The sequence below is a fragment of the Fusobacteriaceae bacterium genome, assembly GCA_031272775.1.
Taxonomy (GTDB): Bacteria; Fusobacteriota; Fusobacteriia; order Fusobacteriales; family Fusobacteriaceae; genus JAISST01.
The window spans coordinates 21,660-42,672 of the sequence record JAISTB010000014.1; the positions used below are offsets into that span (position 1 = coordinate 21,660).

Genomic DNA, 21,013 nt, shown 5'->3' on the forward strand with positions numbered 1-21,013 from the left:
GTGCATGAATACATTTTTTACCGGCGTCGACGTGGGATCGACCACCATCAAGGTCGTCTGCCTCGACGAACACAATGAAATTATCTACTCTCTGTATCAGCGCCATCTCTCGAGCGTGCGGGAGACGGCGAAAAATCTGGTTCTGGAGTTTTTGCGGGCCATGGAGGAGCGCTACGGCAAAGACAACGCTTACAAGATCTGCTTTACGGGATCGGCGGGCATGGGCATAGCCGAATACATTGACCTCCCCTTTGTCCAAGAAGTCATCGCCTGTCTGGAATCCATCCAGCAGCGCATTCCCGAGACCGACGTAGCCGTGGAGTTGGGCGGCGAGGACGCCAAGATCACGTTTTTGCAAGGGACCATGGACCAGCGCATGAACGGCTCCTGCGCGGGGGGGACCGGGGCCTTCATCGACCAGATCGCGACGCTCCTCAATACCGACGCCACAGGCCTCAACGAGCTCGCCAGGAATTATGACACGATCTATCCCATCGCGGCCCGCTGCGGCGTCTTCGCCAAGACCGATATCCAGCCGCTCCTCAACGAAGGGGCGAAAAAAGAAAATATCGCGGTTTCCGTGCTGCAGGCCGTCGTAAATCAGACGATCACGGGCCTCGCGGGCGGGAAAAAGATCCAGGGCAAGGTGGCCTTTCTGGGCGGCCCCCTCTTTTTCCTGAGCGAATTGCGCAAGCGCTTTATCGAGACGCTGAATCTCAGCCCCGATGACGTGATCTTCCCGGAAAATTCCCAGCTCTTCGTGGCCATTGGCGCGGCCCTCTACGCGGCGGCCAACGGGCAGGCCCTGGGGGCGGACGATATCGCCGCGAAAATCGATCTTTTGAACAGAAAGGAAATGTCCGACACGTCCCGCCTGCCGAGGCTTTTTTCGGACGAGGCGGATCTCGCGGCTTTCCGGGCCCGACACAACAAAAAGGCCGTGGCCACGGGGGATCTGGCGAGCTGGCGTGGAGACGTGTACCTTGGCATCGACGCGGGTTCCACGACGATCAAGGCCGTGCTGATTTCCGGGGACAACCGGATTTTGTATTCCTTTTACGCGGGAAATAACGGCATGCCGCTGGAGACCATCGTCAAAATCCTCAAGGACATCTACGGTAAGCTGCCCGAAGGCGTAACGATCCGCTCGAGCTGCGTGACGGGCTACGGGGAAAACCTCCTGAAAACGGCCCTCAAGATCGACACGGGCATCGTGGAAACCATGGCCCATTACGAAGGGGCGCGGTTTTTCCAGCCCGATGTGGACTTCATCCTCGACATCGGCGGCCAGGACATGAAGTGCCTCAAGATCGAAGACGGCGTCATTACGTCCATTTTGCTCAACGAAGCCTGTTCCTCCGGTTGCGGCTCATTTTTGGAGACCTTCGCCAAATCCCTCGATCTCACGATCGGCGAATTCGCCGAACAGGGCTTGCTCGCAAAAGCCCCGGCGGACCTCGGCACCCGCTGTACGGTATTCATGAACAGCAAAGTCAAACAGGCGCAAAAAGACGGCGTCGACGTCGGGGACATCTCGGCGGGGCTCTCCTATTCCGTCATCAAGAATACGCTGTTCAAGGTCATCAAAATCAAGAACAAAGACGATCTCGGCGAGCACATCGTCGTGCAGGGGGGAACCTTCCTCAACGAGTGCGTCCTGAGGGCTTTTGAGATCATCTCGGAACGGGAAGTTATTCGGCCTAACGTGGCGGGCCTTATGGGCGCCTTCGGGGCCGCCCTTGTGGCCCGGGAAACGGCCGGGGACGCTTCGACCCTGCTGAGTCTCGAAGAGTTGGAAAACTTCCATTACACGACGAACCTCACCCGCTGCGGGCTCTGCACGAATCGCTGTCTTCTGACCGTCAACAAATTTGACGACGGCAGCAGGTTTATTTCCGGCAATCGCTGTGAGCGCCCCCTGGGCAATTTGAACCGCGAAAACGCGCCCAATATGATCGATTATCAGTACAACCGGGTCTTCAATTACACCCCGCTGGAGCCCAGTCAGGCCCCCCGGGGGGAAATCGGAATTCCCCGGGTATTAAATATTTACGATTCTTATCCGTTTTGGTTTACGCTTCTGACGAAACTGGGGTTCCGGGTCATCCTCTCGAGCGATTCCTCCAAGAGGCTCTATGAGAAAGGGATCGACACCATTTCCTCCGATTCGGTCTGCTATCCCGCGAAACTCGTCCACGGCCATATCGTCGATCTCATCGAAAAAGGCGTCAAACGGATCTTTTACCCCTGCGTGATGTTTGAGGAAAAAGAGGACAGCAAATCCCACAACCAGTACAACTGCCCCGTGGTCATGTCCTACCCCGAAGTCATCAAGCACAACATGGACATTCTCAAAGAGCGGAACATTGATATTATGACGCCCTTCTTCTCCTTCCAGAACTGGGAAATGCTGGAAAAGACCGTGCTGGAGGAATTTGACCGGCTCGGCGTCACCCGCTACGAAGTGCGCCTCGCCGTGGACGCGGCCCTCAAGGAGAAGCACCGCTACCGAAAGGACCTCCGGGAAAAGGCCCTCGAAATCATAAAAGACCTTGAAACCAAGGAAAAACCGGGAATTGTGGTGGCCGGACGACCCTACCACCTCGACCGGGAAGTCCATCACGGGATCCCCAACATCATCAATTCCTTCGGCATGGCGGTCCTGACCGGCGACGCCGTGGCGACCCTTTCGTCCCTCGACGAAGACCTGCGGGTCGTGGACCAGTGGACCTACCACTCCCGGCTGTACCGGACGGCCACCTATGTGGGCAAATCGAAGAATTTGGAGCTCGTGGAGCTGAACAGCTTCGGCTGCGGCCTCGACGCCGTGACGACGGACCAGGTGTCGGAAATCCTCGCCAACCACGGGAAGACCCACACCTTACTGAAAATCGACGAAATCAGCAATCTGGGCGCCGTGAGAATACGGCTCCGGAGCCTTTTGGCGGCCCTTGAATACAAGAAAAAACGGATCGCCAAGACGATCCGCAAAAAAATGTACGTCAAAATCCCCTTTACGGAGAAAATGCGGCGAAAATACACGATCCTCGTGCCGCAGATGGCGCCCATGCACTTTGATCTGATCAAAACGGCCTTCGCCACGGAGGGCTACAACCTTGAAGTGCTGGAAGAAACGCCCCAGGCGCTGGAATGCGGCCTCAAATACGTCAATAACGACGCCTGCTATCCTTCGATCCTCGTGATCGGGGAGTTGATTTCGGCCCTGCAATCGGGCCGCTACGACCTCAACCGGGTGGCGGTCATGATCTCCCAGACCGGCGGCAGCTGCCGGGCCACCAACTACATGGGCTTCCTCAAAAAAGCCATTATGGACGCCGGTTTCGGCTATGTCCCGATCATTTCCCTGAACGCCTCGGGCTTTGAGAAGCAGGAAGGCTTCAAAATGACCATGGATTTGATCAACCGCTGCCTCATGGCCGTCAGTTACGGGGATCTCCTGATGAAGCTCGTCTACGCGATCCGCCCCTACGAGACTGTCAAGGGAACCACGGACAGACTGTACGAAGTCTGGAACGAGCGGGTCAAGGAAAACCTGAAATTGGCCTTTTTCCGCGATTTCAAAAAGGACGTGAACCGTATCGTTGAGGATTTTACGGCCATCGAAACGACCTGGGAGGAAAAGATCAAAGTCGGCATCGTCGGCGAGATTTTGGTGAAATTCAGCCCCTTCGCCAACAATCACCTGGCCGATTTCATCGAAAAGGAAGGGGGCGAGGTCTACACCTCGAGCCTCATGGGCTTCGTCAAATACTGCATCTACAGCGAGATTTACACGCAAAACCGCTTCCGGGGCCCCTTTGCCACGCTGAAGCTGTGGGCGGTGTTGTTTTACATCAACCGCTACTCAAAGGTCCTGAACAAGGCCTTGTCCCGCTACAAGGGCCGCTTTATGCTCGAGCGCCCCATCCAGGACATCGCGAAGATCACCTCAAAGTTCATTTCCATCGGCAACCAGTCGGGGGAAGGCTGGTATCTCCTCGGGGAAATGATCGAATTTATCGAGCACGGCGTCGGCAATATCGTGTGTACGCAACCCTTCGGCTGCCTGCCGAACCACATCACCGGCAAGGGCATGATCAAGCAGCTGCGGGAAAATTTCCGCAACGCCAATATCGTGCCGATCGACTATGACCCGGGATTTTCCGAGGTCAATCAGCTCAACCGGATCAAGCTCATGCTCTCGGTCGCCCGGAAAAATCTCCGCAGGGCCTGAAATTCCCGATAAAAATTTTCCTCCGCTATTGACTTCACGCCAAAAATGTGATAATAGAATATGTGAATCATACGGAGGAATCGCAATGGAAATGATAATCATTACAAATAACAGCAAGGTGTACCATTTTTACAAGGAAACCAACGAGACGCTGTTTTACCAGAAAAAAGACTTGATCGAGCTCCTGGAAATCATCCGGGACAAGGTCTACGAGGGCCACAGACTGCTTTCGGATCCCATTTATTCCGCGCTGGAACGGCCGGAAAATCCCTACAAGTCCGTGGCCGTGACCCGCATCCGCTACGAGGACAACAGCGATCACCGGAAAATGATCGACGGGGTCCTTTCCATCGCGCGGAAGATCGAGAACCGAAAGAAATTCTATGAATTTCATGAAAACAACCTCGACGAATACCGCTATATCGATCTGAATCTGCTTAACGAGAGCGTAAAAAATCTGGAGTGAAAAAGGGTGAGGCTTCGGCAGCGCCCTTTTTTGTTGCGCAACTGCCGCCGATTTTTATTGACATTTCAGAAATTTCGTGTATAATGGAATTAAATTCCATTTTTTAAGAGGTAAAAGATGTATATCTATCGACACATTGAACCCGTTATCAAACGCATCGCAAAGCGAAAACCCGTCGTTGTCGTCACCGGCCCGCGACAGGTGGGCAAATCGACGACGCTCAAAGAAATTCTGAAGGATACGAATTACGTGGCCCTCGACCGGCCGCTCGTCCGGCAGAGCGCCATGGAAACCCCTTCGTTGTTTTTCGAGGTGAACAAGCCCCCGATTATTGTCGATGAAATCCAAAAAGCCGCGTCTTTATTTGAGTATATCAAAGATCTTGTCGATACGGATAAAACAAAAGGCCGGTTTTTCTTGACCGGCTCCCAAAGCTTGAAGCTCATGAAAAACGTCAGCGACAGCCTCGCGGGAAGAGCGGGCGTCATTCGGCTGCTCGGTCTGTCCGTCCGGGAAATCCTGGGATCGGCGGAACGGGCGCCCTTTGTTCCGGACGCGCCTTATTTGAGAGAACCGGCCCGTCAAGGGCTTGATTATACGGAATTGACCCGCACGATCCACCGGGGTTTTTATCCCGAACTCTACGAAACCGAAAGCGAACCCGGCGACTGGAATGATTTCTATAGTTCGTATTTTCAGACCTACATCGAACGGGATATTCGGGATGTGCTGAATATTCAGGACGAGAGCGCTTTTATCAAATTCGTCCGGGCCGCGGCGGCGCTTACTGGCGAACTGGTCAATTACGCCACGCTGGCCGAAATCTGCGGTAAAGACGTCAAGACGTGCAAAGCCTGGCTGTCGGCCCTGGTGTCAAGCGGCCTTGTCTACACGCTCGAACCCTATTACAACAATCATCTGAAGCGGATGATCAAGACGCCCAAACTTTATTTTTTGGATACGGGATTCGCCTGCTGGCTTTCGGGCTGGAACACGCCGGAGCAGCTCGCTCGCGGCGCCCGTTGGGGCCATATTTTTGAGACTTTCGTCGTTGCGGAAATCCTGAAAAGCTGGTACAACGACGGCATTGTGAACGCCCCACTGTACTTTTACCGGGACAACGACAAAAACGAGATTGATCTCGTGATCGAAAACGGCGATACGCTTTATCCCGTGGAAATCAAGACAACCGCGGATCCGTCGAAATCCATGATCAAAAATTTCCGTTGTCTCGACAGCATTCCGGAAAAGAAAAGAGGGCAGGGCGCGCTGATCTGCCCGGCAAAGGAATTCCTGCCGCTGACGGAAGACGTCTGGATCGTACCGGCGGGCAGATTGTAAAGGGCATTCCTTCGGAAAACGTGTATGAACCAGCAGTTATTCCTTCGAATTATGTGTATGAACCGGCAATTATTCCTTCGGAAAATGTGATAGTCCGATATTTTGGCGGGTTTTAGAGGCACTCCGAAGGAATTTTTATTTTCCAGCAAAAAAAATTTCCGCCCCACATAAATTCTACACATTTTTTTGCTACAGTACAGGTAGCAAAAGAAGGGAGATGATCACATGTCAATTTTTCAGCGGATCAGAAAAGCAGTCGGGGACTTTCTGAACAGACTGGGGCAAAAAAACAGCGAGGCCTTCGACGGCGAAGTACCGGATTGCTGTAAAATCAACCGAAAACCGGAACACAAAACCAAATGACGGGGTGCGGAAAAATGGATGAAGTATTTCGGAAAGAAACATTGCGCATCGGCGGGATGACCTGCGTCAACTGCCAGAACAAAATCGAAAGGAAACTGAAAGACACGGAGGGAATCCGGGATATTCGCGTCAGTTACAACGACGGGACCGCTGTTGTAACCTACGATACGTCCCTGATTTCCCTCGAAGGCATCAAAAACATCATCGCGAAGCTCGATTATGAGGTCCTGGGCAAAAATACGGGCGGCGCGACAAAGGATCAGCTCCTCGCCGTAGTTCTCTTTATCACCTGCGGGTACCTGATTCTGCGCATGCTGGGCGTGACCCATTTTCTCCAAATGTTTCCGGTCGTCAGGGCCCGGACCGGTTACCCGGTGCTGTTCCTGATCGGCGTATTCACGTCCTTCCATTGCATCGCCATGTGCGGCGGCATCAACCTGACCCAGTGCATCGGCGGCGGTTCTTCCTCTCTGCTTCCGAGCGCTCTCTACAACGGCGGCCGAATCATTTCCTACACGATCGTCGGCGCCATCGTCGGCGTCATCGGATCCGTCGTGGAATTCCCGGGGGCCTTCAGGGGAATCGTGCAGATTGTCGCCGGGATTTTCATGGTCATCATGGGCGTCAATCTGCTGGGCCTCTTTACAGGGCTCCGTCGCTTCAATCTGCGATTGCCGCGCTTTTTCTCCCATAAGATTGAGGGGACGAAGGAAAAGAGCAAGAGTCCTCTGATTGTGGGTTTGCTGAACGGTCTGATGCCCTGCGGCCCCTTGCAGGCCATGCAATTGTATGCCCTTTCCACGGGGAGCGCCGTGGAAGGCGGGCTCTCCATGCTGGCCTTTTCGCTGGGGACCCTGCCGCTGATGTTCGGTCTCGGGGCCCTGTCGACATTCCTCAGCCGAAAATCCGCAGACAAGATCCTGAAATTCGGGGCCGTTCTCGTGGTCTTTCTGGGAATCTCCATGTTCTCCGACGGCTGGGCCCTCTCGGGCCTGAAAATCCCCTTTGTGTCGGCCTATCTCGCGAAAATTACCGCCAAAAGCGAAAGAACGCCGGCGGTCACCACGGTCACCGTCGAGGACGGCGTGCAGATCGTCAAGAGCGAGCTCCGGAAATGGGAGCGCTACCCCTCGATCACGGTCAAAAAAGGACTGCCGGTCAAATGGACCATCGACGTCGAATACGGGGCCCTGAACGGCTGCAATGAGCGGATCGTGATTCCCGACTACGGCATTGAGCACACCTTCGCGGTCGGGGAAAACACCATTGAATTTACCCCCGACAAGGCCGGAAGGATCACCTACAGCTGCTGGATGGGGATGTTGCGCGGCTACATCACCGTCGAAAATTAAGGAGGAAAACATGAATTTTCTGTACGCCCATTGGCACTGCATTCTGCCCCTGGCAGGCATCGTCATCGCGGTTCTCTTGATGAAAAAGCATGATGAAAAAAACGAAAAGGACGATCGCTGAAAAAAGAAAAAGAAAAGAAAAAGAAAAGAGAAAAAAGAGAAAAAAAAAGAAATTGAAAAAATAAAATGAGGAGAGTATAATGAAAAAAAGACTGTTTGGCGTTACCATCGCTTTACTTGTCGTGTTGATTCACGCGCTTGCCTTTACCGCGCAGCCGGCCTTCGGATTTTTGCAAAAAGTCCTGGGTCCCTCGGTACAGGTCGCCTCAAAAGACGGGGAAATCCCCGTGACAAAGGACGCCGACCTTATCATTCCCGTGGCGGAAGTCACGGAAAACGCGCGATTTTATCCCGTGGAGATCGAAGGGACGAAGCTCGAGGTTATCGCGGTCAGGGCCTCCGACGGCACGATCCGGACCGCCTTCAACACCTGTCAGGTCTGCTATGCCTCGGGCCGCGGCTACTACGTGCAGCAGGGAAAATATCTCGTCTGCCAGAATTGCGGCAACCGCTTCGGCATGGATCAGGTGGAGGTCCGTTCGGGCGGATGCAACCCGCTGCCCATTTTCCCCCAATACAAGGAGGTAAACGACAGGGAGATCAAAATCAAGAAGGAATTCTTTTCCAAGGTACGGGAAATCTTTGCCAACTGGAAAAATTGACGGATCATTTGAATATACGATAAAAGGAGTATAGTTTTCATGGAAAGCAAAGTTTTGGATATCAGAGGCATGACCTGCGCCGCCTGCGCCCAGCGGATCGAACGGGCGGTCCGGAAAATGGAAGGGATCGGCCTCATCAACGTCAACCTCGCTACGGAACGGGCCACGGTCTCCTTTGAGCCCGGGCGGATATCCCTCGACGACATCAAGGCCAAAATCGAAAAAATCGGCTATCAGGCGCTGGAGCTCGTCAAAAGGGACGCCGTCGACGGGGATAGAATCCGCAAACAGAAAGAAATCCGGACATTATGGACAAAGTTTATCATCGCGGCCGTATTTTCGCTGCCGTTGCTCTATATCGCCATGGCCCCCATGATCCGTTTCGTGCGCCTGCCTTTCCCGGCGGCCCTGGATCCCATGCAATTTTCCCTGCTGTACGCCCTGGTGGAGTTTTTGCTGGTATTGCCGGTCATCGGCGTCGGGTACAAGTTCTACACCGTGGGCTTCAAAGCCCTCGTCCAGCGGAGCCCCAACATGGATTCCCTGATCGCCGTGGGGACCTCGGCGGCCTTCCTCTACAGCGTCTACAATACCTGGCAGATCGCCGCCGGCAATTTTGCCGCCGTGGACGCGCTCTACTACGAATCGGCGGGCGTCATCATCACGCTGATCCTCCTGGGGAAGTCCCTTGAAGCGGTATCCAAGGGCCGGACCAGCGAGGCCATCAAAAAACTGATGGGTCTCGCGCCCAAGACCGCCATCGTCGTGCGCTGCGACCATGAGCGGGAAATCCCCATCGAGGAAGTGGTCGTAGGCGATATCATCGTCGTCAAACCGGGCTCCAAGATCCCCGTGGACGGATCCGTCACAGAAGGACACACTTCCATAGACGAATCCATGCTGACCGGCGAGAGTATTCCCGTTGACAAGAAAGCCGGGGACAAAGTCTACGCGGCTTCCCTCAATACCACCGGAGCCATCCGCTTCCGGGCGGAAAAAATCGGCGCCGACACGGCCCTCGCCCAGATCATCAAACTCGTGGAAGACGCTCAGGGCTCCAAGGCCCCCATCGCGCAATTAGCTGATATTGTGGCGGGATATTTCGTGCCCGTTGTCTGCGTCATCGCCGTCGTCGCGGGTATCGCCTGGTACCTGGGGACTCGCAACCTTAAATTCGCCATGACGATCTTTATCTCGATCCTCGTGATCGCCTGTCCCTGCGCGCTGGGCCTGGCGACCCCCACGGCCATCATGGTGGGAACCGGAAAAGGGGCGGAAAACGGGATTTTGATCAAAGGCGGCGAAGCCCTCGAAACGGCCCACAAGATCAATACCATCGTATTTGATAAAACCGGCACCATTACCGAAGGAAAGCCCGAAGTGACCGATATCATCACAAACGGGAACCTTGACGGGAAGGAACTTCTGCGCTTGACGGCCTCCGCCGAAAAAAGCTCCGAGCACCCGCTGGGAGAAGCCATCGTCAATGAAGCGGCCGAAAAAGAGCTGGAACTCCTGACGGTAACGGAATTCTCAGCCCTTGTGGGACGCGGGATCGAAGCCCTTATGGACGGTAAACGGGTCCTCGTGGGAAACCGCAAGCTCATGGAAGAAAAAAGCATTTCCCTCGAAACGCTGGAAAAAGAGAGCGGAAGGCTGGCTTTGGAAGGCAAGACCCCCATGTACGCAGCCGTGGACGGGACGGCGGCGGGGATCATCGCCGTAGCCGACGTCGTGAAAAAATCCAGCTTCGCGGCCATCAAAAAATTGCATGAATTGGGGATCGAGGTCGCTATGATTACCGGAGACAACCGGCAGACCGCGACGGCCATCGCCCGGGAAGTGGGGATTGACCGGGTATTGGCGGAAGTGCTCCCCCAGGACAAATCCAACGAAGTCAAAAAACTCCAGAACGAAGGCCGGAAAGTGGCCATGGTTGGCGACGGCATAAACGACGCGCCGGCCCTGGCCCAGGCCGACATCGGGATCGCCATCGGATCGGGGACCGACGTCGCCATGGAATCGGCCGATATTGTTCTCATGCGTTCCGATCTCATGGATGTGCCGACGGCCATCGACCTCAGCAAACGGACGATCCGGAACATCAAGGAAAATCTCTTCTGGGCCTTCGGCTATAATGTCATCGGAATCCCCATCGCGGCGGGCGTTCTCCATCTCTTCGGAGGACCTCTCCTGAACCCCATCTTTGCCGCCGCCGCCATGAGTCTGAGTTCCGTTTCCGTATTGACCAACGCGCTGCGCTTGAAGCGATTCAAGCCGGCCACTGACAAAGGATAAGGTGAAAAACATGAAAAAATCGATAAAAATTCTCGGGGTTGTTGTGCTTGTACTGGTACTCGTGGCCGTATTCCTCACATCCGTTCTGAAAAAAGCCGGCGGAAGCCTCGATGTGGTCGGCAAGGAATCCGTCACGACCTTTGAAACGGTCTTGAACTCTCTGCCCGAAAATGTCGCCGCCGATGAAAAACAGGGCGGTTGGGCCCTGACGGCTCCCGACGGTTCCGTGCGTTTCATCTGGAGCAAAGATTTCGGGAAAAGCCCTCTCTATGACGTCCTCCTGGAATTTGACGCCGCGCCCTTTGTAAGCGCGGGCCTCGATCCGGAAAAACTGCCGCAAAATTATCGCGTGGACGGAGACAATATCGTCGTCGGGAGAAAACTGGGCGACGCCAAAAGCGCGGCCACCACGACGGCCCTTGCCGCCTATCAGGAAATTGTGGGGAAATACCGCTCCGCCGTCGGTTATCACGGACAGCTGGACCATTACAATATCGATCTGGGCGGCGGCAACCTCTTTGAATGGGCCAAGGATTTCGCCAAAAATGGCGCCACCGGAGAAAATCAGGATAAGGACATTGTTTTCGTTCTGAACCCCGATCCCTTTACGGCGGCGGGCGTCGATCCCGCCAACGTGGAAGGCTGGGTTTACGGCGAAGTCGTCGTCGATATCGACAATAAACCGACCAATGTAATGAAGTTTTTAAAACCCTTTAACATCAAATAAATTCTATTTCCGGAGGTTATAAAAATGACAAAATCTGTATTGAATGTGGAAGGCATGTCCTGTCAGCATTGCGTTAAGGCCGTAACGGAAGCGGTATCGGCTATTCCCGGCGTATCGGACGTCGCGGTGAGTCTCGAAAAAAAGACCGTGACATTTACCCATGATCCCGAAAAAGCGCCCTTGAAGAAAATCGCCGATGAGATCGAAGACATCGGCTATGACGTGAGCAAATAAAAATCGCAGGAGGACATCATGCCATCCGATCCGAAAACAATCCTCGCCGCAGACGACGAACCGAAGATTCTGGACGTGCTGTCCTCCTTTCTGAGCGCCAAGGGGTACCGGGTGCTGACGGCAAAAAACGGACGGGAAGCCCTGGCGGTCTTCGAGCGGGAGAATATCGCGCTGGTCCTCTTGGATCTTATGATGCCCGATATCCCGGGAGAGGAAGTCTGCCGGGCCATCCGGAAGAAATCCCGGGTTCCCTTGATCATGCTGACGGCCAAGGTCGAAGAGGAGGATCTCCTGCGGGGGCTCGCCATCGGCGCCGACGACTATATCACGAAACCCTTCAGTCTGAAAGAGCTGAACGCGCGGATAGAGGCGCTTTTGCGCAGATCAGGGAGCGATGTTTCGCGCTTTTCCGGGGAACTTTCCCTGGGAGGCGGAGACCTCACGGTGGATTTCGAAAAAAAACTCGTCCGCAAGAAAGGAAACGACGTGGCGCTCACGCCCAGCGAGCTCAAAATTCTCTCGGCCCTGATCAAAACCCCGGGAAAGGTCTTTTCCCGGGAGGATTTGATCGAAAAGGCCCTGGGTCCGGATTTTGACGGCTATGACCGGGCCGTCGACGTCCATATCAAGAATTTACGCCAAAAAATCGAGGACGACACGAAAAATCCCCGCTATGTGCTGACCGTCCACGGTCTCGGCTACAAATTCGGGGGGATGTAAAATGCAGACGCTCAAGCGGCAATTGTCCCTGACCATTGTCTTTTTGGTATTTGTGACCGTAAGCCTCATCAGTTTTGTCTCCAATACCATGATCCGGCACAAATTCGAATCCTATGTGACCAAGCGCCAGGAGGAAAAATCCCGGAGCATCGTGGAAACCATGGAAATGCTCTACAACCGGGAGACGGCCGATTGGAACCGGGATTCCATCCACACGCTGGGCATGAACGTCCTGCAGGAAGGGTATATCATCAAAGTCAGCGACGCGGAGGGGCAAATCGTCTGGGACGCCGAAAACCACGACATGAGCTACTGCCACGAAGTCATGAGCCAGATAGAGCGCCGCATGAAAAGCTACGGGACCCCGGGGGAATTTGTGACGAAAAATTATCCTTTGACCCAGGGAGGACAGCCCGTCGGGGGCATGGACATTATCTATTTCGGCCCCTTTTTCTTAAACGAGAGCGACTTTTCCTTTTTGAACTCGCTGAATCTGATTATCGTATTGATCGGTCTTGCGGCCCTGGCCGTGGCCTTCGTGATCGGAGGCGTCCTCGCCCGAAGGATCGCGGCGCCTGTGGCTGAGACGGCAAAGGCCGCGAGGGACATCGCGGCCGGACATTATGACGTCAAGGCCCGGGACAACACGAAGACCCGGGAGCTGCACAACCTTGTGGGGGCAATCAATCAGCTGGCCGCAGCCCTTTCGGAACAGGAAAACCTGCGGAAATGCCTGTGCGCAGACGTGGCCCATGAGCTGCGGACGCCCCTCACGACGCTGGGAACCCATTTGGAGGCCATGATCGAAGGCATATGGGAAGCGACGCCCGAGCGGCTCCGGAGTTGCCATGAGGAAATTGAGCGCCTGGGCAAGCTCGTTTCCGACGTGGAAAATTTGCAGCGGGTCGAAAGCGATAATCTGAAGCTCCGGAAAAAACCCGTGGAACTGCTGGCTCTGGCCAAAAGCGTCGGGCAGTCCTTCGAAGGGATCCTTGCGCAAAAGGAGCTGAAGCTCATGATTTCCGGAGAAGAAACCACGGCCGACGCCGATCCCGACAAGATCCGGAGCGTTTTGGTCAATCTCATTTCAAACGCCGTCAAATATACGGAAGCCGGCGGTGAAATTACCATTCGGACCGCGGATCAGACGGAGAAAAGCAGGATTGTCGTCGAAGATACGGGACCGGGCATTACGCAAGCGGAGCTTCCCCGGATATTCGAACGTTTTTACCGGGCGGACCGTTCCCGCAATCGGGAAACCGGCGGATCCGGCATCGGTCTTGCCATCGTAAAGGCTGTCGTGACGGCCCATGGCGGCAGCGTCCGGGCGGAGAACGTCACGCCGCACGGAGCGCGATTCATTGTGGAAATCGGGAAATCTTGATTTCCCGTATCTCCCGCCTCTTTACAAATCGTCGAACATGTGGTATAAATGGAGTACTATTCAAAAGGAGGACAGCGCATGAAAAAGAAAATACTGACAACAGCCATTATCGCCCTGTTTTGTGCGGCAACAGCGTTTGCGGCCCCCGCCAAAAAGCATAAAGAGAACGCGGGAGACCGCTTTTTCAACAAACTCTCGAAAAAGACCGGCCTCAAAAGAAAAGACGCCGATACTTCACCCCGGGCGGCAAAAAAATCCACGCCAGCCAAAAAAGCGCCTGTCAAAGTGACGGAACTGACCGTGGAGCAAGTGGAGGTCAAAAATAACCTGCTCTATGAAATAGGAAAAGAAAAACCTTTCACAGGCGTTTTGTTCAGCCGGTTCCCCGACGGAAAACCCGAGACGAAGACGGAGTGGAGAAACGGACTCTTGAACGGGACATACGAGACGTATTTCGAGGGCGGCGGGACCAGGGCCAAGAGTACCTGGACCAACGGGCAGATGACGAAGAAAACGACCTGGTATCTGGGCGACGGTTCCGTCGACAAAAATCCGCCCGCTACGGCCGCGCAGGATCTGGATTCGATCTTGAACCGGAAGCAAGAAGCGCCCCCGGTAAGCGAAACTCCGCCGGTAGAGACGCCGCCGGTTGTGACGGCCGACCCGCCTGTCGGGGAGATCGTCCCCGCGGAGACGACACAAACGGAAGAAAATCAAGCTGAGGTAGAAACGCCGGACGTGGTGGAAAACCAATTGAGGGAAGAAGAATTCGCCGCGGAAGAAAACCAGGCGGCGGAAGAGGAACCGGATTGATTTGCTCGCGGCGCCGATCTGTGATATAATATTTTCATAAGCACAATCGTACGAAGGAGAGTCCAATGAATTTTTATATCAAACTGATCATCAAAATCCTTGAGAAAACCTCAAGCGGCGCGGAAAGTCTGATTCTTGAAAAACTGAAATCCGGAAAAGATCTGGACGCCTCGGAAAAAGAGGAGCTGGAACAGTTGATCGACAACATCTGACGGGAGGAAAGATGCGTTTTATCTACGACAGAAACAAAACAGCCGTAATCTATAAAGACAGACACTATTCCTACCGCGATTTGCTGATCTATCTGAAATATTACGCGTCGATTTTTGACGCGAAGCCCGGTGAAAAGGTCGTAATTTTCATGGAAAACAGGCCGGAGGTCATGTTTTGCCTTTTTGCCGTGTGGGAAAGAAAATGCGTCGCCGTTGTCGCCGACGCCGAATCGTCCATAGAGCAGCTGGCCTATATGCTGCGGGATTCCGAGGCCTCGTATATCTTCACGACCGACGCTCATCTCAAAGTGGCCCGTCGCGCCATGGAAAGCGTGGAGCAGGACGTCCGCATCCTCAATTTCGATGAAATTTCCCTGCCGGCGGACTTTCTTCCCGACGAGATGGAAATGCACATCGAGGATCGCGCGCAGGTGGCCGTCATCCTCTATACCTCGGGCACGACAGGCGAACCCAAGGGCGTCATGCTGACCTATGACAACCTGTTGTCCCAGTCCGATTCCGTAAAAGAAACGGGGGTTATTGTCGAAAGCGACCGCTTTCTCGCCATGCTCCCTTTCCATCATGTGCTGCCGCTCAACACGACCATTATCCTCCCGATCTACTTCGGGACCTTTGTCGTGATCCTCGACGAACTCAATTCCGAAGCGCTGAAAAAGGCCATGAAAGAAAATCAGCTGACCGTGATCATCGGCGTGCCGCGAATTTATGAGCTGCTCCACAAGGGCATCATGGCGCAGATCAACAGGCGCTTCCTGACCCGGACGCTTTTCAACTGGTGCAAAAAAATCAACTCATTTACCCTGAACAAAATCATCTTCGGAAAAGTCGGACGCGAGCTGGGAGGGGCCATCAAGCTCCTCGTCTCGGGCGGCGCGAAACTGGACGCCGGCATAGGGCAAAATCTCTACACCCTTGGCCTTCCGGTTATCGAAGGCTACGGGCTTACGGAGACGTCGCCCCTCATTTCCTTTACGCGACCCTGGAACATCAAGATCGGCTCAGTCGGGGAACCCATTCCCCATGTGGAAGTCAAAGTAGCCGAGGACGAAGAGCTCCTGGTCAGGGGCCCCAACGTCATGAAAGGGTATTACAACAAGCCCGAAGCGACCTGGGAAGTCATCGACGCCGACGGTTGGCTTCATACGGGCGATCTGGCCACGGTCACCGACAACGTGATCACGATTATCGGGCGCAAAAAAGAAATGATCGTGCTTTCCAACGGAAAAAACATCAATCCGGCTGATATCGAAAACGAGATTATCCGCGGGAGCAACCTGATCCGGGAAATCGCCGTGACCGAGCATGAAAACCATCTGATTGCCATTGTGTATCCGGATTTTGACCTCGTCAGGAAAAACAAGGTCACGAATATCGCCGAGACGCTGAAGTGGGAGATTATCGACAAATACAACCTGACGGCCCCCGCCTACCGCAAGATATTGGAGATAAAAACCGTCAAGGATGAATTGCCCAAGACGCGGATCGGAAAAATCAGGCGTTTTATGCTGGCGGAATTTCTGAAAGCCCACGAAAATGACGAGGGACAGGAGACGCCCGCGACGGAAACCGCCGTGCCCGAAGAATTGAAGGACATTTACGGAATCCTCAAGGAAAACATCGAAACGGGCCGCTCGGTCAAAGTGACGCCCGAAGCCCATATGGAGCTCGATCTGGGTCTCGATTCCCTCGATATGGTCGAAATTTTGAGCTTTATCGAAAACAGTTTTTCCGTGAAAATTTCCGAAGACAAGCTGAGCGAAATGAAAAATATCCTCGAAATCGTCCGTTACATCCATGAAAACGGCGGCGCTTTCGAAGACCGGACCTCGGACCTCAAGGACATCCTTGCCGAAGAGATCCCCATGGAGTTGCCGAAATTATCCCCGCTCAGTATTTTCGCCTTTTTCCTGATCCGGATCTGCTTCAAGCTCTACTTCCGGATGCGGGTCATCGGCAGGGAAAAAATCGTCGGCAATCAATACATCATCGCGGGAAACCACCAGAGCTATCTGGACGCGCTCTATGTTCCGATCGCGCTCCCCCGCAGATTCCTTCGGGACACGTATTTTCTGGCGGTCGCCATTCATTTTGACAGCCCCTTCCGGCGCTGGATTGCCCGTCAGTGCAACGTAATCCTCATCGACATCAATAAAAACCTCAAACTTTCGCTGCAAATGGCCGCAAAAGTCCTGAAGGAGGGGAAAAATCTCGTGATCTTCCCCGAGGGGGCAAGAACCCGTGACGGCAACCTGCAGCCCTTCAAGAAGACCTTCGCGCTCCTCTCGACGGAGCTGGGCATTCCGGTCCTGCCCTTCGGCATAGACGGATCCTTTGCCGCGCTGCCCTTCGGGACCACGATCCCGAAACCGGCCAAAGTCACGCTGCGCTTCTTTGATCCCGTCGTCGCGGAGTCCGGCAAGGCCGACGAACTGATCTCCACGGTCACGACGGAGATCCGGGAGTTTATTCTTTCACCCCGAACATTCGGTTGAATTCTGTCTTCATTTGATCGAGCTTTTTCCGGTCCTGCTCCCGCTGTCGGGCGATGCCGTCCTGGATCTGCTTTGTCTCGGCGATCCCCTGAATGATGGTTTTCCAGGTCGCCTCAAGGGTCTCGGTCTTGATGGAAGAACCCGCGGCCAGCCGCGCGGTCAGTTTCGCCTGCTCCGCCGCGTTCTGCGCGTTTTTGACGAGCATCTCGTTCGTGGTTTTGTCCAGAGCCGCCAGCGATTCGGCCTGAATCTGCTGGCGTTTCAGCAACACGGCCTGGGCCAGGGCCTGCTTGAAAACCGGCAGGGTGACGATAAAGGCCGAATTGATCTTCCGGACAAGGTTGAGATTGCTGAATTCCATGGTTTTCAGCATGGGAATGGACTGCATGGCCACATTTTCAGCGATGCGCAAGTCCATGACCCGGGCTTCCAAGAGGCTCAGGGCCTCCTGCAAATTTCCGGTCTCCGTCCGGATTTTGTTTTTTTCCGTCTCGCTTCCGGCAGTCTCCCAGGCCGCCTGACGCTCCTCTATGTCTCCTTTGAGCTTGAGGATGGCCTGCTCTCCCGCCGTAATGTAATCCAGCAGCTCATGATAAAAGTTCATATTTTCTGTATACATACTTGCCAGGTGTTTATTGGACGCGCCGATTTCCGTCTCGTACTGCCTGAGCCGCACGTAGACTTTTTCGATCTCCTCGCCGATTGTCTGGTACTTGGCGAGGACCTTCCCGACCTGATCCTTTACCCCGCCGAACAGTTTTCCCAGGACTCCCGGTTTTTCCTTCAACTCCCCGAGATCGAACCTTTCCATGATTTTGGCCAGCATGGTGAGCATGTCGCCGGTATCATTGACAAGCGCCATGTTCATGCTGTTCAGAACCGTGTCGGAGACTTCCGAGAGTCCCTTGGCCGCCTCGCCTCCAAAAGTATTGATCGTTGCGGGATCGCCGACGGAAATGGATTCCACCAGGGCCGTCAACCGGCTATCGACATCCCGCTCGTTTTTGAACAATTCGTCTGTCATTTGCTCACCACCTGAATAATTTTCGGAAAAATCCGTTTTCCGTTTCTGTTTTTACCGTTTCAAAATCCGGAACATGGAGTTGATATTGATAGGGACCCGCCTCATGCTCCGTAAAAAATCGCTCCCGAAACCATGATTCGACGCTTTGATAGCCGGTCGGCGCGAAAAACACGACGTCAAAGCCCAGTTGCCGCGCGAAGGCAAGAAACGCGGCGTCTTCCGGGGATCCATGGCTTTCCCCCGCGTGGAGGCACAGGAGCTTGGGGACGCTTTTGGGAAAATCCTGACTGTTGACGAGATTCACGAAGCGGCTGTCCAAATTGAGGAAAACGCTCAAGATCAGCTTCACCCGGCCGCTTTCCGCCGGAATCCGCAAAAGATTGCCGTCCATCACTTTTTGCAGGCAGTCGAGGACATAGTCCTGCTTTTCTTTGCGCAAAAATTTCAGGGGATAACGGGGATGCTGACGGATTTTTTCCCGGTAGAGCCGTCCTTGGGGGGCCATGGCCTCAAAATTGCTCCGGAGCGTCTCGGGCCGGATCCGGATAAAGGGAAAGTCCGAAAAATACAGATAGTTTCCTTTCATGAATCCCTTGATCCAACGCCAATAGGCTTTGATCTCTCCGCCGGGTACGCCCAGAATCTTCGCGCAAAGGAGGGGAATCACGACTTTATCCCTCAACGATTCAAAGCCGGGCCGGAATCCCGCGTCTTGGGGCCAGAGAAGGCCGATTTCCTCGAGGGTCGTCTTGAGAATCAACGGAATGGCGTCCTGAAAAACCTGATTTTCATAGATTTCCGTCCCGCCGTAGAGCGCTTTCCGGATCTCCTGCTGCGCCCGGGAAGCGGTCGTGCCGATGGGGGCCCCTGCCGCGATATCGGGAAATTTTCCCGCCTCCATGGTCGTTTTGCCCTCGATCGTCAGAAGATCGGGAATCTCCGTGAGGAAGGCGCTCTCTCCTTCGGGCTGAAAGATCAGCACATCGCAGGGGAGCCTCGACAGCAGTCTCAAAAACAGCGTTCCCGTTTCACCGGGGCGCAGGTTGTACCCGATAAATACCGGATAGTTTTCATCATTTATTTCGGGAAAAAGGGCCGGAATATAGCGCTTGATCCACGAGAGCAGCGCGGCGGCCCGTTGCCTGGTCACGTCGACCGAAACGACGCCGTCCCCAAGGAGCAGTGCCAGAAAGGCGTTTTTAATTTTTGTCTCCAGCTCCGGCCGGGCGGGGAAATAAATCCGGGCCCCGTAGTTTTGGGCGATCTCGAAGGACGTGACGCCGTCGTCGCCGGCTTTCGTCGCTTCTTCGTGTTCCGGAGTGGGGAATTCCCCTTCGACGAGGACAAGGGGCCTGCGGAGATGATCGAGGCGGAGTTTCCATTTGCCGAGAGTTTCCGCGTATTCATAGGGATTTTCCGCGCCCCGCGCTTCCACAAAAAGGGTATGGCAAACTCCGGGCGTCTCCCCCCGTTCCCCCTTGGGCAACAAAGCGCTTTCAAGGATGTCCGCGCGCATCCAGTCGTTTATGACTGTCCCGGGACCGGCCGCTCTCTCATTTTTTTTCATTTTTTTCCGCGGAATCTTTTTCCGCTTCCCAATCGATCAGTTTCGCCTCGTCCTTCGCTTCCTCGAATTTTTCTTTGAGGACGGAAACGTCAAGCTTCATGTCCGATTCAAAATAGGCTTTGGCCGCCTTTCCGACGCCGTAGGTGACCGCGGCCGCAATGGGGATCTTGAGCCCCGGCAGAAAGCTCGCCAGCGCCTTTCCCACAACGCTGCCGCCGGCGACGCCGCCCAGCATGGTGACAATGGATTCGTTTGTCGTATAGCCGTAGATGCCGGCCATTTTTTTGATCATGTAGGCCTCGTTGGCAATAAGCGGCGCCACATCCGCCAGGGGGAGCGGCACGAGGGCAATGACGGCGGCTCTTCCCGCCGCCCAACGGATGAGTTCGTCGGCTTCGGCGCCGACCCGCTCTTTCCAGAGATTTCTTTTTTTCTCATAATAGAGGTCCCAGCGTCGCTTGAATTCTCCGTTTTGCATATCGGGGCCCTTCATGGTCTTTTCAAGTATGGCCCAGGTCCGCTCAAGGAGCTTTTTGAGCCCCGTCTGTTTTTTCGCTGAAACGACGACGATTTCGTCGGTCGTGAGGAATTCCCGCAGGCCGGGGAGTAAGCGTTCCGACTCTTCTTTCGTCATTTCATCGGATTTGGTCACGAGGGTCAGAGAGGCGTCGTCCAGCGTCTTGATGAAGGAGACGCTTTGGCTGTCGATCACGCCGGAGCTGCCGTCCACACAATACCAGACGGCGTGAATGACCTTTTCCCCGGGGCCCGCGTCGGGATCCCAGGCCTTTTGCGCTTCCGCCGCGCGACGGTAATCGGCGGCCGATTGTCCGGGATTCAAGCCGTCGGCGTCGATAAAATCCGCCACGTCGGTCTCATAAACCGTGAACTGATCGAGTCCCGCGCCGCCAATACCGATGTTCTCATCGGGGACGGTCCCGAACTTTGTGAGCGCCTGAATCAGGGTGGTTTTTCCCGCGCCTGTGGGGCCGCATACCAATATATTCGCTTTCATGGCATCCTCCTTGTCCTCTCGTGAATTT

The 21,013-nt window shown here is 54.6% G+C and carries 17 protein-coding genes; 14 read left to right on the forward strand and 3 right to left on the reverse strand.

Annotated elements, in window-relative coordinates; translation table 11 throughout:
• Positions 1-4: 4 nt before the first annotated feature.
• From LBQ97_04040 to LBQ97_04105, 14 genes are all read left to right on the forward strand, one after another.
• On the forward strand, positions 5-4,234 hold the full coding sequence (locus LBQ97_04040; protein ID MDR1831889.1) for a 2-hydroxyacyl-CoA dehydratase: 4,230 nt from the start codon (positions 5-7) through the stop codon (positions 4,232-4,234).
• A gap of 85 nt (positions 4,235-4,319) precedes the next feature.
• Positions 4,320-4,700: a GrdX family protein gene (locus LBQ97_04045; protein ID MDR1831890.1), complete on the forward strand. Its 381-nt coding sequence runs from the start codon at positions 4,320-4,322 to the stop codon at positions 4,698-4,700.
• A 117-nt stretch (positions 4,701-4,817) separates the two neighbouring features.
• The gene (locus LBQ97_04050) at positions 4,818-6,041 is read left to right on the forward strand and encodes an ATP-binding protein (GenBank protein MDR1831891.1); all 1,224 of its coding nucleotides are present in this window, start codon (positions 4,818-4,820) and stop codon (positions 6,039-6,041) included.
• A gap of 225 nt (positions 6,042-6,266) precedes the next feature.
• Positions 6,267-6,404 carry a hypothetical protein gene (locus tag LBQ97_04055; GenBank protein MDR1831892.1) on the forward strand — a complete coding sequence of 46 codons (138 nt, stop codon included), beginning with the start codon at positions 6,267-6,269 and terminating at the stop codon, positions 6,402-6,404.
• A gap of 14 nt (positions 6,405-6,418) precedes the next feature.
• Positions 6,419-7,756, forward strand: a complete 1,338-nt coding sequence (locus tag LBQ97_04060; GenBank protein ID MDR1831893.1) for a sulfite exporter TauE/SafE family protein — start codon at positions 6,419-6,421, stop codon at positions 7,754-7,756.
• Between the two features lie 200 nt (positions 7,757-7,956).
• Positions 7,957-8,478, forward strand: a complete 522-nt coding sequence (locus tag LBQ97_04065; protein ID MDR1831894.1) for a DUF2318 domain-containing protein — start codon at positions 7,957-7,959, stop codon at positions 8,476-8,478.
• Between the two features lie 39 nt (positions 8,479-8,517).
• Positions 8,518-10,776, forward strand: coding sequence for a heavy metal translocating P-type ATPase (locus LBQ97_04070; protein ID MDR1831895.1), 2,259 nt, complete (start codon positions 8,518-8,520; stop codon positions 10,774-10,776).
• Positions 10,777-10,786: 10 nt separating this feature from the next.
• The gene (locus LBQ97_04075) at positions 10,787-11,503 is read left to right on the forward strand and encodes a hypothetical protein (protein ID MDR1831896.1); all 717 of its coding nucleotides are present in this window, start codon (positions 10,787-10,789) and stop codon (positions 11,501-11,503) included.
• Positions 11,504-11,527: 24 nt separating this feature from the next.
• Positions 11,528-11,737 carry a copper ion binding protein gene (locus tag LBQ97_04080; GenBank protein MDR1831897.1) on the forward strand — a complete coding sequence of 70 codons (210 nt, stop codon included), beginning with the start codon at positions 11,528-11,530 and terminating at the stop codon, positions 11,735-11,737.
• Between the two features lie 18 nt (positions 11,738-11,755).
• Positions 11,756-12,457 carry a response regulator transcription factor gene (locus tag LBQ97_04085; GenBank protein ID MDR1831898.1) on the forward strand — a complete coding sequence of 234 codons (702 nt, stop codon included), beginning with the start codon at positions 11,756-11,758 and terminating at the stop codon, positions 12,455-12,457.
• 1 nt (position 12,458) lies between these two features.
• Positions 12,459-13,841, forward strand: coding sequence for a HAMP domain-containing protein (locus LBQ97_04090; GenBank protein MDR1831899.1), 1,383 nt, complete (start codon positions 12,459-12,461; stop codon positions 13,839-13,841).
• A gap of 78 nt (positions 13,842-13,919) precedes the next feature.
• Complete coding sequence (locus LBQ97_04095; GenBank protein MDR1831900.1) at positions 13,920-14,654, forward strand: hypothetical protein; 735 nt, start codon at positions 13,920-13,922, stop codon at positions 14,652-14,654.
• Between the two features lie 65 nt (positions 14,655-14,719).
• Positions 14,720-14,866: a hypothetical protein gene (locus LBQ97_04100; GenBank protein MDR1831901.1), complete on the forward strand. Its 147-nt coding sequence runs from the start codon at positions 14,720-14,722 to the stop codon at positions 14,864-14,866.
• A gap of 11 nt (positions 14,867-14,877) precedes the next feature.
• A complete protein-coding gene (locus LBQ97_04105) occupies positions 14,878-17,379 on the forward strand; it encodes an AMP-binding protein (GenBank protein MDR1831902.1) in 2,502 nt (833 codons plus the stop codon).
• On the opposite strand, the gene LBQ97_04110 is transcribed toward LBQ97_04105, so the two are convergent.
• The 3 genes from LBQ97_04110 to LBQ97_04120 are packed head-to-tail and all read right to left on the reverse strand — an operon-like array spanning position 17,351 to position 20,985.
• The gene (locus LBQ97_04110) at positions 17,351-18,403 is read right to left on the reverse strand and encodes a toxic anion resistance protein (GenBank protein ID MDR1831903.1); all 1,053 of its coding nucleotides are present in this window, start codon (positions 18,401-18,403) and stop codon (positions 17,351-17,353) included. The genes LBQ97_04105 and LBQ97_04110 overlap by 29 nt on opposite strands.
• Positions 18,404-18,407: 4 nt before the next feature.
• Positions 18,408-19,970 carry a YceG family protein gene (locus LBQ97_04115; GenBank protein MDR1831904.1) on the reverse strand — a complete coding sequence of 521 codons (1,563 nt, stop codon included), beginning with the start codon at positions 19,968-19,970 and terminating at the stop codon, positions 18,408-18,410.
• Positions 19,957-20,985: a GTP-binding DUF697 domain-containing protein gene (locus LBQ97_04120; protein ID MDR1831905.1), complete on the reverse strand. Its 1,029-nt coding sequence runs from the start codon at positions 20,983-20,985 to the stop codon at positions 19,957-19,959. Before LBQ97_04120 ends, LBQ97_04115 begins: the two co-directional genes overlap by 14 nt.
• Positions 20,986-21,013 lie beyond the last annotated feature (28 nt).